Source organism: Rathayibacter sp. AY1D2 (assembly GCF_002932695.1).
GTDB lineage: Bacteria > Actinomycetota > Actinomycetes > Actinomycetales > Microbacteriaceae > Rathayibacter.
This window is the reverse complement of the sequence record NZ_PSVX01000018.1, coordinates 1-12707: the sequence shown is the minus strand read 5'-3', so window position 1 is coordinate 12707 and position 12707 is coordinate 1. Positions and strand designations below refer to the sequence as shown.

The window sequence follows — 12707 nt, the reverse complement described above, 5'->3', positions numbered from 1 at the left end:
CGGCCGGGCCCGCCCGCCCGGCCGCGTCGTGCTTCCCCCGTGCGACCATGAGGTTCTGATGACTGCTCCGCGCCGCTCCGCCGCTCCCCGCCGCCCGCTCCTCCCCGCGCTGCTCGCGCTGGTCGTCGCCCTCCTCGGCGTGGGGGTCGCTCCGGCGGCCGTCGCGGCCGACGGAGCGATCACCTGGGCGGTCAGCCCCTCCACCGACGGCGTCCCCGACAAGCGCGCGTGGGTCGAGCTCGAGCTCGCCCCCGGCGCGAGCGCCTCGGACGAGGCGGTCGTGCGGAACCTCAGCGACCAGCCCGTGACCTTCAGCATCACCAGCGCCGACGGCTACTTCACCGACACCGGCCGCTTCAACATGCTGAACTCCGACCAGGAGTCGGTCGACGCCGGGCTGTGGATCTCCGCCCCCGAGACCGTGACCGTCGATCCGGGCAGCAGCGGCGTGGTGCCGTTCACCGTGACGGTCCCCGACAACGCCACCCCCGGCGACCACGCCGCCGGCATCGCCGCCTCCGTGCTCTCGCAGGGCACCGAGGCGGGAGGCGCGAACGTCGGAGTGGAGAGCCGCATCGGCTTCCGCGTGATGACCCGCGTGACCGGCGAGGTGACCCCCTCCTTCTCCGTCGAGGACCTGGCCAGCGACTACCGCCTCTCCTGGAACCCGTTCCAGCCCGGCTCCCTCTCGCTCGTCGCCGACGTGGTGAACACTGGCAACGTGCGCCTGCTGCTCGACGGCACGGCGAGCGCCCAGGGCGCCACCGCCCCCGTCGTCGCGGCCGACGCGCCCCAGCAGGAGCTGCTGCCCGGCGACCGGCGCAGCGTCTCGGTGCAGCTCGACGGCATCTGGCCCCTCTTCGGGGTCGGCGCCGACCTGACCATCGCACCGACCGTCGCCGCCGCCGATCAGGAGCCGGTCGCCACCGCTCCCGTGACGGAGTCGATCACGGTCGCCGCCGTGCCGGTCCCGCAGCTGCTCGTGATCCTCGGCGTCGCCCTCATCCTCGCGGCGCTGCTCGCCGGGCGCTCGCGCTCGCGCCGCCGCATCGCCGCCCTGGTGCAGCAGGCCAAGGAGGAGGGCCTGCGCGAGGGCGCGCGCGTCTCCTCCTGAGCACCCCCTCCGCACGCTCCCTCCCCCCTCCCTGCCGCCGAGGGGCCCCGGGCCGTCGAGGGGACCCGCTACACCGGGTTCCCCCGACGGTCCAGGGTTCGCTCACCGCGCGGCCATGCGTCAGAGTGAGCGGATGACCACCACCTCCTTGGAGGCGCCGACTCGGCGTCTCGGCCTCATCGCGCTCATCGCGACCCTCGGCGGCCTCCTCTTCGGCTACGACACCGGCGTCATCAACGGCGCCCTCGAGCCGATGTCGGCCGAGCTGGGCCTCACCGCGCTGACCGAGGGGGTCGTCACCAGCTCGCTCCTCTTCGCCGCCGCGATCGGCGCGATCTCGGGCGGACGCCTCGCCGACGCCCTCGGGAGGCGGACCACGATCCGCCTCCTCGCCGTGCTCTTCCTCGTCGGCGCCCTGGTCTGCGTGGTGGCGCCGGGCTTCGGCGTGATGGTCCTCGGGCGGGCGGTTCTCGGACTGGCCGTCGGCGGCGCCTCGGTGGTCGTGCCGATCTACCTCTCCGAGATCTCCCCCTCCGAGATCCGCGGCTCCCTCGCCGGCCGCAACGAGCTGATGATCGTGATCGGCCAGCTCGCCGCCTTCGTGGCCAACGCCGTCATCGGCACCGTCTGGGGCGAGCTGCCCGGCGTCTGGCGGATCATGCTCGCCGTCGCCGCGCTCCCCGCCGCCGCCCTCCTGCTCGGCATGACCCGGGTCCCGGAGTCGCCGCGCTGGCTGATCGCGCACGGCCGCCGCGACGAGGCGCTCGACGTGCTCACGACCATCCGGACGCCCGACCGGGCCCATGCGGAGGCGGAGACCATCGCCCGCTCGATCGGCGCGAAGGACGGCCCGAGGATCCCCCTGCTGCAGGCGCTGCGCGAGCGCTGGGCGGTGCGCATCCTGCTGGTCGGCATCGGGATCGGAGTCGCCCAGCAGCTCACCGGCATCAACTCGATCATGTACTACGGCCAGTCGGTGCTGAAGGAGGCGGGCTTCGACCACGACGGCGCGCTCGTCGCCAACATCGCACCCGGGGCGATCGCCGTGATCGGCGGCCTGATCGGGCTGCGGCTCATGCAGACGATGAACCGCCGCACGACCCTCCTGCTCGGCTACTCCCTGACCACCGCGATGCACTTCCTGATCGGCATCGCCTCCGTCGCGCTCCCCGTGGGGAACCCGGCGCGGCCGTACGTGATCCTGGTGCTGGTCGTCGCGTTCGTGGGGAGCATGCAGACGTTCCTCAACATCGTCACCTGGGTGATGCTGTCCGAGATCTTCCCGCTGCGGATCCGCGGCGTCGGCGTCGGCATCGCGATCTTCTGCCACTGGATCACGAACGCGGTGCTCGGCCTGTTCTTCCCCACCCTCGTCTCCGGCGTCGGCATCACCGGAACGTTCTTCCTGTTCGGCGCCGTCGGCCTGCTCGCGCTCGTCTTCATCTGGAAGCGCGTGCCCGAGACCCGCGGCCGCGCCCTCGAGGAGGTCGAGGCGGGCGTCGTCTCCGGCGAGCTCCTGCGCCGCTGACGCCCGCCCTCGGGCTCCGCCTACTGGTAGGTGACGAGGTCGGGGAGGGGGCGGACCTCGGCCATGGTCTCGGCGGGGGTGAGCATGGGCGCGTCCTCGTCGTAGAAGTTCTTCCAGCCCCAGCCGATGCCCTCGGGGGCGCCCTCGTGCAGCGCGTCCCAGGTCGCCTGCTTGTCGGGCTGCGAGCCCTGGCCGTCGACGTGGATGAGGAACTCCAGCTCGGGCCGGTCGCGGCGGATGCTGTCGCGGTCCTGCAGCATCGACAGCCGGAACTGGTGCAGCACGAACATCTTCGGCGGCAGCCCCTCGCTCTGCACCAGGTCGGCCAGCCACTCCGACACGCTGTCGACCTCGGCGGCCGAGACGCGCCCGATCTGCTCCAGCGGCTTCTGGCCGGGCAGCAGGCGCCACTCCGGGTCGAGCGCGAGGCCGACGTTGGGCAGCGTCAGCAGATCCGCGTACTGCTTCGCCTGGGTGAGGAAGTCGGTCAGCCCCGACTGCAGGTCGAGCACCACGTACATCCCCGCCGCCTGCGCCGCGTCGATGTAGGGGCGGATGTCGGCGGCGTCGAGCTCGTTGGAGTAGTCGCCGTCCTTGCCGGGGTCGCCCGCCGCGACCGTGGTGATGATCTCGAGGCTCGGCACGACCTGCTTGTCGGTGAGCGCCCGGTACGGCTCGGCCACCGCCTCCGCCCGCGCGATCGTGGGCTCGAGGCCCTGCTCCCCCAGCACGCCGAGGACGGGAGCGCCCGGAGTGCCGTAGATCGCGACGAAGAGGTGCCCGCCGAACATCCGCTGGCCGCCGCCCGGCAGCTGCCAGCCGCTCGCGGCCGCGCGCACGGCCCACTCGGGCTCGGGCTGGGCGGCGAGCACGGGGCCGAGCAGCAGCGTGCAGGAGGCGTCGGCCTCGGCGATCGCGGTCACGGCTAGGCCCGAGGCGAGCAGGTCGTCGCCGTCGACCACGGTGACGGGCACGCCGGCCGCGCGGGCGGTCGCCAGTGCGGCGACGTCGGCGTCCTGCGCGCGGGCGAGGGCGTGCAGGCCGGTCAGGGCGTCGGCTCGGGCCGGGAGGGCGCCGAAGGGAGCGTCGGAGGCGGTGGACGGCGCGGCGGCGGCGAGGTCGGCGAGCGCCAGGTCGGTCACGGTCAGGCCGGACGCAGTGCTGAGGGCGGCCGCGTCGGAGGCGGAGGCGACGACGTCGACGCCCTCGGGCGCGGTGACGTCGCCGATCGCGAGCACGCGGGTCACGCCGAGGCGGGCGAACTCGGCGGCGAGGGCCTCGGAGGTCGGAGCGGTGGAGGACGGAGCGACGGACGGGGTCGCGGAGTCGGACGGGGTCGCGGAGTCGGACGGCGTCGCCGAGTCCGACGGCGTCGCGGAGTCGGACGGCGTCTCGGAAGCCGTGGATCCCGCGGCCGCGGCGTCCGCGGTCGGGGCGGCCGTCGCTCCGGATCCCGCCGAGCCGACCAGCAGCGGCACGCCCCAGGCGATGCTCACCTGGGCGGCGCGCAGGCGCGACTCGGCGACGTCCTCGACCAGGACGACCAGCGGAGCCGCGGCGAACAGGGCCGCGCTCGCGGCGAGCCCGTCCGGGGCGAGCGCCACCGGCCCGCTCGGAGCCGCGGTGCGGCTGCGGGGCGCCTCCTGCTGAGCGTCGTCCGGAGCGGAGGAGTCGGGCGTGCAGGCGCTGAGCAGCGGGAGCACCGCGAGACCGCCGATCACGACGCTGCGGCGCGAGAGCCCGGAGCGGGAGGGGACGGAACGGGGTGTCGAGGGCATGGCAGACCTCTCCTCTCGGAGCCCGATCGGGGCTCTCTGGTGCGTGGCTGGTCCTCTCGACTATCGCAGGCCCGGCGGCGGCGAGCGCCGAGGGAGCCGTCCCGGGCGCGCCTCCGACGCCGTCCGGACAGGCAGAAGGGGAGCGGCGCCGCAGCACCGCTCCCCTTCGAGAGGCTGGATCAGACCGTGCGGGGGGCCTTCGCGAGGTTGGCCTCGAGCTCCTCGCGGTTCTGCCGCACCACGTAGGCGGGGCGGTCGCGCTCGACGCGCCACGACTCGCTCAGCGGCGTGATCGCGACGGTGTCGAAGCCGATCCGGTCGTAGAGGTCGGTCACGAAGTGGATCGCCTCGGGGTAGTCGCTCGACGTCGCGAGAGCGCGGCGGTCGGGCGTGCCGGCCGGAGTGCCGTCGGTGGTGATGTCGGCGGCCATGATGTGGTTGAACGCCTTGACGACCTTCGACTCCGGGAGGTGCTGCTGGAGCATCTCGCTGGTCGTGGTCTCGCCCTTGTCGAGCGCCTCGATGCGGCCGTCGCGCTCGAAGTAGTAGTTGTTCGTGTCGAGGACGATCTTGCCGGCGAGCGGGGCGACCGGCACCTCCTCGAGGTTCTTCAGCGGCACCGTCACCACGGCGATCTCGGCGGCCTCGGCCGCCTCCTGAGCCGTGGCGGCGCGGGCCTTCGGGCCGAGCTCCGCGATGAGGTCGGCGAGGGTCTCGGGGCCGCGCGAGTTCGCGATGACCACCTCGTCCCCGAGGGCGATGACCGCCCGTGCGACCTGGCTGCCGATGTTGCCTGCTCCGATGATTCCGTACGTCGTCATGCTGAGGAGAACGCGGAGGGCGCCCCGGCATTCCGCTCTGCGGCGTTCTCCCACGCCGCACCCAGGTGGGCCCGTGCCTCCAGTAGCCTCGGTCCTCGGGCGCCGCTGCCCGAGAAGGAGTCCGTGATGCCGCAGTACGACCTCCCGCTCGACCTCCTCGAGCAGTACGCCCCCGAGATCGCCGAGCCCGCCGGGTTCGCCGAGTTCTGGCGCGACACGATCGCCGAGGCGAGGGCCGTCGCGACCGAGCCGCGCCTCGAGCGGGTCGACGCCGGCTTCGGACTGCTCGACACCTTCGACGTCACCTACTCCGGCTTCGGCGGCCACCCGATCCGCGCGTGGCTGATCCTCCCCCGCGGCGTCGAGGGCCCCCTCCCCGGGCTCGTGACCTTCATCGGCTACGGAGGCGGCCGCGGGCAGCTCGCGGAGTGGACCGCGATGTCGGCCGCCGGCTACGCGCACCTGGTCATGGACACCCGCGGCCAGGGGTCCGGGCACCGCTCCGGAGCCACGCCTGACCCGGTGGGCAGCGGGCCGCACGTCTCCGGCTTCATGACGCAGGGCATCGAGTCGCCCGCGGAGCACTTCTACCGCCGCGTCTTCACGGACGCCGTCCGAGCGCTCGACGTGCTGCGCGCGCACCCCGCGGTCGACGCCTGCCGCGTGGCCGTCTCGGGCGGCAGCCAGGGAGGCGGGATCGCTCTCGCCGTCACCGGGATCCTGGGCCTGCTCGGCGAGTCGGAGGCGGCGCGCGCCGCGATCGTCGACGTGCCGTTCCTCTCCCACATCCCGCACGCCGTGCGGCTCGTCGACACGATGCCGTACGGCGAGATCGTGCAGTACCTGCACACCCACCGCGGCGCCGAGGCGCGCGTGTTCGACACCCTCTCGTACTTCGACGGCACCTCCTTCGCCCCCTACGCGCAGTCCCCCGCGCTGTTCTCGGTGGCGCTCCGCGACGACATCTGCCCGCCGTCCACCGTCTACGCCTCCTACAACCGCTACGCCGGACCCCGCGAGATCCGGGTCTACCCCTTCAACGGCCACGAGGGCGGCGAGGCGTTCCAGATCGGCGAGCACGTGCGCTTCCTGGGGCGCGAGCTGGCGTAGGAGGAGGAGCCGCTCGGTCTGCGGACGGGGGCGGTGCGCCCCGGCGCATCACCCGTTCCGACTCGCGATCATCGCGCTGCCGATGCGGTCCTCGAGGTCGGCCAGCTCGTCGAGGACGTCGCCGACCACCCAGACCTGCCGGGCGCCTCGACGGGCGCCGCTTTGTGACGCCGTGCGTCGCGCTCGGTACCCGTTCGCGGCTCCGCTGGGCACTATCGATTCCATGACCCGCCAGATCCGCTTCAACGCCTTCGACATGAACTGCGTCGCCCATCAGTCCTCGGGCATGTGGCGCCACCCCCAGGACCAGTCCTGGCGCTACAAGGACCTCTCGTACTGGACCGACCTGGCGAAGCTGCTCGAGCGCGGCACGTTCGACGGGATCTTCATCGCCGACGTGCTCGGCACCTACGACGTCTACGGCGGCTCGAACGAGGCGGCGATCCGCCACGGCGCGCAGGTCCCCGTCAACGACCCGATCCTCCTCGTCTCGGCGATGGCCGCCGCGACCGAGCACCTCGGCTTCGGCATCACCGCGGGCACCGCCTACGAGCACCCGTACCCGTTCGCGCGGCGCATGTCGACGCTCGACCACCTGACGAAAGGCCGCGTGGGCTGGAACGTCGTCACCGGCTACCTCCCCAGCGCCGCCCGCAACATGGGCCACGAGGACCAGCTCGAGCACGACGACCGCTACGACGTCGCCGACGAGTACCTCGAGGTGCTCTACAAGCTGTGGGAGGGGTCGTGGGAGGACGACGCGGTCGTCCGCGACCGCGAGTCCGGCGTGTTCACCGACCCGGCGAAGGTGCACGAGATCGGGCACCGCGGCAAGAACTTCACCGTCCCCGGCATCCACCTCTCGGAGCCGTCGGTGCAGCGGACCCCCGTCATCTACCAGGCGGGAGCGTCGCCGCGCGGCATCCGCTTCGCGGCGGGCAACGCGGAGGCGATCTTCGTCGCCTCCTCGACGAAGGCCGGCCTGAAGGCGACCGTCTCGCGCATCCGCGACGCCCTCGAGGCGGCCGGCCGCGACCGCTACTCCGCGAAGATCTACACGCTGCTGACGATCATCACCGCCGAGACCAGCGAGGCCGCGCACGAGAAGCACCGCGACTACCTCTCCTACGGGAGCGAGGAGGGGGCGCTGGTCTTCATGTCGGGCTGGATGGGCATCGACCTGTCGCAGTACGACCTCGACGAGCCGATCGGCAACGTGAAGAGCAACGCGATCCAGTCGGCCGTCGCCAACTTCCAGGAGGCGAACGAGGACGGCTCGGAGTGGAAGGTCCGCGACATCGCCAAGCTCAGCGTGATCGGCGGGCTCGGCCCGTTCGTCGTCGGCTCGCCCGCAGAGGTCGCCGACCATCTGCAGGAGTGGGTCGAGGAGACCGACGTGGACGGGTTCAACCTCGCCTACGCGATCACGCCCGGCACCTTCGAGGACGTGGTGGAGTTCATCGTGCCGGAGCTGCGCAGCCGCGGCGCGTACCCGGAGGAGTACGTCGAGGGCAGCCTCCGCCAGAAGCTGCACGGCCGCGGCGACCGGCTGCCGGAGGAGCACCTCGGCGCCGGCTTCCGCTACGCGCCGGCGGCGGTCTGACGACAGGGGGCGCCGGGCGGCCGGTGGGGGCGGGGGTCTCCATAGGCCGCTCCGCGGCCGCGCCGGACGCACGAGCACCCCGCCGCGATGCGCGACGGGGTGCTCGGGACGTGCGGAGGGGCTCAGCCCTCGAAGGTGGCGTCGAGCGTGATGTCGACCCCGGTGAGCGCCTTGCTGACGGGGCAGGTCTCCTTGGCCTCGTCGGCGGCCTTGAGGAAGGCGGCCTCGTCGATGCCGGAGACCTCGCCGCTCACGATGAGCTTGATGCCGGTGAGCTTGAATCCGCCGGCCGAGTCCGGGCCGAGCGAGACGTCGGCGCGGACGTCGAGCGCCTCGACGGTGCCGCCGGCCTGGCCGAGGACGGCCGAGAACTGCATCGCGTAGCAGGCGGAGTGGGCGGCCGCGAGGAGCTCCTCGGGGCTGGTCGAGCCGTTGGCGTCGTCGGCGGCGCGCTTGGGGAACGAGACGTCGTAGGTGCCGATCTTCGAGCTCGAGAGCTCGACCTGGCCCTCGCCGGTCTCGAGCGAGCCGTTCCAGGCGGTGCGTGCGGTACGAGTGGGCATGAGTCCTCCTTGGGGGGCGGGGAGAACAGTAGAACGATCGTTCTCCCCTGATGCGCCGAGCCTAGGCGGAACGCGCGGCGTCCTGCAACCACCGGCCTCGGACCCTCGGCGAGATGCCAGTCCGGCGCGCCTCCGTCGGCGTGTCGCGTACGGGAGCGGCCTGTCGCGGAGGAGAGGACGGCCGCCAGGTCAGTGCACGAGCTTCAGGCCGACGACGCAGCCGACGATTCCGAGGACCAGCAGCGTACGCACGAGCGAGAAGCCCTCGCCGCCGAAGAACATGCCGTAGAGCACGGTCAGCGAAGCGCCGATCCCGACCCAGACCGCGTACGCGGTGCCGGTGGGCAGCTCGCGCATCGCGTAGGCGAGGCCGGCCATGCTCGCGACGACGCCGACTCCGAAGACGACCGACGGGCCGAGCCGCGTGAAGCCCTCCGACTTGCCGAGGGCGGTGGCCCACACGGCCTCGAGGACACCGGAGAGGATGAGGACGATCCAGGACATGACAACTCCTACGAGTCAGTCTTGTCGCGTTCCGGGTACTGCTCCCTCGTCCGGTCGCCGTCATCGGCTCCGGACAGTCTGCCCGTGCGCGCTGGGCAGGCCCTGGGCAGCGCGCGGCGGGGGCGGAGCCGCCGCGACCGCGACTCCGCCCGCCGCCGTCAGCGCGGCTGAGCCGGGTTCGTCGGCACTCCGTGCGAGGGCGGATTGATCGGCGGACCGGACGTCGCCGGCGAGACCGGCGATCCGGACGACGAGCGGGACACCTCGGGCAGCGACTCCGGCGCGCTGCCCGCCGGCTCCGCTCCCCCGCGCATCTGCTCGAGGCGCGAGTGCAGGATCGTCGTCACCGGCAGGCGGTGCCCGTGCGCCTCCTCGTAGGCGAGCAGCGCGCCGAGGCCGGCCTCGTCGAGCGGGCGGATGCGCTCCGCGAGCGTGCCGAGCGGGATGTCGTTCCAGTCGGGGAGCGGCAGCTCCTCGCGGGAGGGTGTGTCGGTCATTCGTGCTCCTTCCGTTCCCTCCATCCCACGCCCCGGACGGCCGTCCGCCCAGGGGCTTGACCGGTCGCGGGGCGAACGGGGCTCGGCCGAGGGAGGACGGTCGGATGGTGCAGCCGGCCCATCCCCCGCCGGATCAGGCGGTGCGGCGGGACGAGCGACGGGTCGCCAGGTGCACGAGGACTCCGACCACGAGGAGGATCCCGGCGTAGAGCCAGACGATCGGGTCCTGCTGGCTGAGGAGCAGCACGCACGAGGCGATGCCGAGCACGGGGATCGCCGTCCACACGCGGAAGTGGTCGTGCTCGACCTTGTCGCGCCGCAGCACGAGCACCGAGACGTTCGTGCTGATGAACACCAGCAGGAGGAGCAGCACCACGGTCTCGGCGAGGGTCGCCAGATCGCCGACCAGGGTCAGGAGGCACGCCGCCAGCGTGGTCACCGCGATGGCCACCCACGGCGTCCGGCGCTTCGGCAGCACGCGGCCGAGCACGTCCGGGAGGAGGCCGTCCTTCGCCATGCCGTAGGTGACACGGCTCGCCATGATCATGGTCAGCAGCGCTCCGTTGGCGACCGCGACGAGCGCGATCAGGCTGAACAACCACGCCGGCACCCCGGCTCCGCTCGCCGTCACGACGTCGAGCAGCGGGGCGGAGGATCCGGACAGCTCGTCGGCGGGCAGCGCGATCGAGCTCGCGAGGCCGACCAGGACGTACACCGCACCGGCCGTCAGCAGCGAGCCGAACAGCGCGCGCGGGTAGATGCGGCTGGGGTCGCGGATCTCCTCGGCGATGTTGGCCGAGGTCTCGAAGCCGACGAAGGAGTAGTACGCGATGATCGCCGCGCCGAGCACCGCCAGCGCCGGCGCCTGCTCGGAGCTGAGCTCGACCGTGCGGGCGAGGTCGCCGCCTCCGCCCGCCACGAGCAGCGCGACGCATCCGATCACGATCAGCAGGCCGCCGACCTCGATCACGGTCATCACCGTGTTGCTGAGCAGCGACTCCGCGACGCCCCGCGCGTTGAGGCACGCGACGAGGATCAGGAAGACGATGGCCGTCGGCACGGTCGGCACGTCGAGGAAGGTGCCGAGGTAGTCGCCGGCGAACGCGAGCGACAGGCCGGCCGCGCTGGTCACTCCGGCCGCGAGCATGGCGAAGCCGACCAGGAACGAGACGATCGGGCGCTTGAAGGCCCGCTGCGCGAACACCGCCGCGCCTCCCGCCTTCGGGTACTTGGTCACCAGCTCGGCATAGGAGCCTGCGGTCAGCAGCGCGAGGCCGAGCGCGAGCAGGAGGGGCATCCAGACGGCACCGCCGACCTCCGCCGAGAGCGTGCCCATGAGGGCGTAGATGCCCGCGCCGAGGACGTCGCCGAGGATGAAGAAGTAGAGCAGCGGGCCGGTGATGCGGCGGCGCAGGGAGGTGCCGCCGGCCTCTCCGGTCGCGGGGGCGTCGCTCGTGGTGGCCATGTCGTCCTCTCGTCGCGCGCTCGGGAGCGAGCACGACGGGCCACGCTAGGGAGGAGGGGGCCGGGAGGTCGAGAAGGTTGACCGGGCGGGGTCGAGGGCGCTACACGCGCGGGACGGGGCGTCTGCGGAGCGGGCGCCTGCGGGCCGGGCGCGACTTGCGGGCCCGGCGCCTTCCGCGGGCCGGGCGCGTTCCCCGATCGGGCACCGCATGCCGCGCCCCGAGCCGGCCGCTAGCCGAGGACGACGTGCTCCCCGCCGCGCTGCTCGGCGATCTCCTCGCCGACCTCCTCCGCCTCCTGGCGCGACTCGTGGTGGCTCAGCGGGACCCGGGCGTGGGCGATGCGGTTGTGCCAGCCCTGCTCGTCGGAGTAGGTCTCGATGGGGAGGACGGTCGTGGTGCTCATGGTGCTCCTTCGTGGTGGTCCCTCCATGGCACCTCGCGCCCCCCGCCGCTCGGGAGAGGGTTGACGCGAGCCCGTGTCTCGAGCAGGACGGAGGCGTCTCGGCGGTCCAGCAGCGAGCGACGGCGCCGCGGCGTGTCAGGGCGAGACCATGCCGCCGTTCACGTTGAGGGTCTCGCCGGCGACGAAGCTCGACTCGGCGGACGCCAGGAACACGTAGGCCGGGGCCTGCTCCGCGGGCTGCGCGGCACGGCCCATCGGCGACTCGCTGGAGCCGAAGTCGGGCAGACTCTCGGGGTCGACGCCGCCGCTCACCTGCAGGGCGGTCCACGTCGGGCCGGGCGCCACGACGTTCACGCGGATGCCCTTCGCGGCGAGCTGCTGCGCCAGGCCCTTCGAGAGGTTGTTGATCGCGCCCTTCGTCATCGCGTAGTCGAGGCGGTCGGGGGCGGGCTTGTGCGCCTCCGCCGACGCCGTGTTGATGATGGTGGCGCCCGCGGGCAGGTGCGGGAGGGCCGCGCGGATGATCCGGAACGGAGCGAAGACGTTGACCGCGAAGGTCGCCTCGAACTGCTCGTCGGTGATGTCGAGCAGGTCCTCCTTCCAGATCTGCTTCCCGGCCACGTTGACCACCGCGTCGAGCCCGCCGAGGCCCTCGACCGCCTCCGCCACGAGCCGCGTGCAGTACTCGGCACTCGTGAGATCGCCGGGGATCGGCACGGCGGTGCGCCCTTCCGCGCGGATCAGCCCGATCACGTGCTGCGCGTCCTCCTCCTCGCTCGGGAGGTAGGCGAGGGCGACGTCGGCCCCCTCGCGGGCGAAGGCGATGGCCACGGCTGCGCCGATCCCGGAGTCGGCCCCCGTGATGAGCGCGCGGCGGCCCGCGAGCCGGCCGGTGCCGCGGTAGCTCTCCTCGCCGAGGTCCGGCACCGGGGTCATCCGCGACTGCAGCCCGGGCTCGGGCTGCTGCTGGACCGGCGGAGTCACATCCGGGTACCGGGTGGCGGGGTTCGTGAACGTGTACTGGTCGGGCATGGCTCCTCCGTCCGCGGCACCCGGATCGGGCCGCTCCCCTCCATCCCAGGCGAGCCGCGCCTCCGGGGCCACCCCGTGCACGGGCGGGCTGCGCTGTGGTATCCGGCGCCGCGCCTGCTCGGAGGACCGGCACCGCGACCCGGACGTGCCGGTGCCCCCCTCCGCGGATGAACACCGGACGACAGTGGGCTCCCCCACGAGCACGACGCCGCCGAGGATCGCGAAGGTGGGCCGCCAGCCGAACGCATGCCCGAGCGCCGTGCCCAGGGGGACGCCGAGGACGAAGGC

Annotated in this window: 13 protein-coding genes and 1 riboswitch; of the genes, 4 read left to right on the top strand and 9 right to left on the bottom strand. The window is 73.0% G+C overall.

Features of this window, described 5'->3' with window-relative positions; translation table 11 throughout:
• Positions 1–58: 58 nt before the first annotated feature.
• Together C5D04_RS06495 and C5D04_RS06490 are read left to right on the top strand one after the other, a co-directional pair.
• Positions 59–1114 carry a WxL protein peptidoglycan domain-containing protein gene (locus C5D04_RS06495; protein ID WP_104234333.1) on the top strand — a complete coding sequence of 352 codons (1056 nt, stop codon included), beginning with the start codon at positions 59–61 and terminating at the stop codon, positions 1112–1114.
• A gap of 133 nt (positions 1115–1247) precedes the next feature.
• The gene (locus C5D04_RS06490; protein ID WP_258060020.1) at positions 1248–2642 is read left to right on the top strand and encodes a sugar porter family MFS transporter; all 1395 of its coding nucleotides are present in this window, start codon (positions 1248–1250) and stop codon (positions 2640–2642) included.
• A gap of 20 nt (positions 2643–2662) precedes the next feature.
• Here C5D04_RS06490 and C5D04_RS06485 read toward each other — a convergent pair whose 3' ends face one another.
• Both C5D04_RS06485 and C5D04_RS06480 read right to left on the bottom strand, forming a co-directional pair.
• The gene (locus C5D04_RS06485; protein ID WP_258068850.1) at positions 2663–4420 is read right to left on the bottom strand and encodes a hypothetical protein; all 1758 of its coding nucleotides are present in this window, start codon (positions 4418–4420) and stop codon (positions 2663–2665) included.
• A 179-nt stretch (positions 4421–4599) separates the two neighbouring features.
• Entirely contained in the window at positions 4600–5241 is a 642-nt protein-coding gene (locus C5D04_RS06480; RefSeq protein WP_104227021.1) for an NADPH-dependent F420 reductase, read from the bottom strand.
• Positions 5242–5367: 126 nt separating this feature from the next.
• Here C5D04_RS06480 and C5D04_RS06475 point away from each other — a divergent pair, with 126 nt between their 5' ends.
• Positions 5368–6351: an acetylxylan esterase gene (locus C5D04_RS06475; RefSeq protein WP_104267492.1), complete on the top strand. Its 984-nt coding sequence runs from the start codon at positions 5368–5370 to the stop codon at positions 6349–6351.
• A gap of 48 nt (positions 6352–6399) precedes the next feature.
• Here the strand turns inward: C5D04_RS06475 and C5D04_RS18150 are convergent, their stop codons facing one another.
• Entirely contained in the window at positions 6400–6564 is a 165-nt protein-coding gene (locus tag C5D04_RS18150; protein ID WP_181137677.1) for a hypothetical protein, read from the bottom strand.
• A 10-nt stretch (positions 6565–6574) separates the two neighbouring features.
• On the opposite strand from C5D04_RS18150, the gene C5D04_RS06470 reads away from it, so the two are divergent.
• Complete coding sequence (locus C5D04_RS06470) at positions 6575–7954, top strand: LLM class flavin-dependent oxidoreductase (protein WP_104222379.1); 1380 nt, start codon at positions 6575–6577, stop codon at positions 7952–7954.
• Between the two features lie 122 nt (positions 7955–8076).
• Here C5D04_RS06470 and C5D04_RS06465 read toward each other — a convergent pair whose 3' ends face one another.
• The 6 genes from C5D04_RS06465 to C5D04_RS06440 all read right to left on the bottom strand — a co-directional run bounded on the left by C5D04_RS06465 (position 8077) and on the right by C5D04_RS06440 (position 12419).
• On the bottom strand, positions 8077–8517 hold the full coding sequence (locus tag C5D04_RS06465; RefSeq protein WP_104222378.1) for an OsmC family peroxiredoxin: 441 nt from the start codon (positions 8515–8517) through the stop codon (positions 8077–8079).
• 189 nt (positions 8518–8706) lie between these two features.
• The gene (locus tag C5D04_RS06460) at positions 8707–9021 is read right to left on the bottom strand and encodes a multidrug efflux SMR transporter (RefSeq protein ID WP_104222377.1); all 315 of its coding nucleotides are present in this window, start codon (positions 9019–9021) and stop codon (positions 8707–8709) included.
• A 9-nt stretch (positions 9022–9030) separates the two neighbouring features.
• Positions 9031–9094: riboswitch (guanidine-III (ykkC-III) riboswitch) on the bottom strand.
• 85 nt (positions 9095–9179) lie between these two features.
• Positions 9180–9518 (bottom strand): hypothetical protein, encoded by a 339-nt coding sequence (locus C5D04_RS06455; RefSeq protein WP_104234328.1) that lies wholly within the window; start codon positions 9516–9518, stop codon positions 9180–9182.
• 133 nt (positions 9519–9651) lie between these two features.
• Positions 9652–10983, bottom strand: coding sequence for an APC family permease (locus C5D04_RS06450; RefSeq protein WP_104234327.1), 1332 nt, complete (start codon positions 10981–10983; stop codon positions 9652–9654).
• A gap of 230 nt (positions 10984–11213) precedes the next feature.
• Positions 11214–11387, bottom strand: a complete 174-nt coding sequence (locus C5D04_RS06445) for a DUF2188 domain-containing protein (RefSeq protein WP_159940661.1) — start codon at positions 11385–11387, stop codon at positions 11214–11216.
• Between the two features lie 135 nt (positions 11388–11522).
• The gene (locus C5D04_RS06440) at positions 11523–12419 is read right to left on the bottom strand and encodes an SDR family oxidoreductase (protein WP_104263331.1); all 897 of its coding nucleotides are present in this window, start codon (positions 12417–12419) and stop codon (positions 11523–11525) included.
• Positions 12420–12707 lie beyond the last annotated feature (288 nt).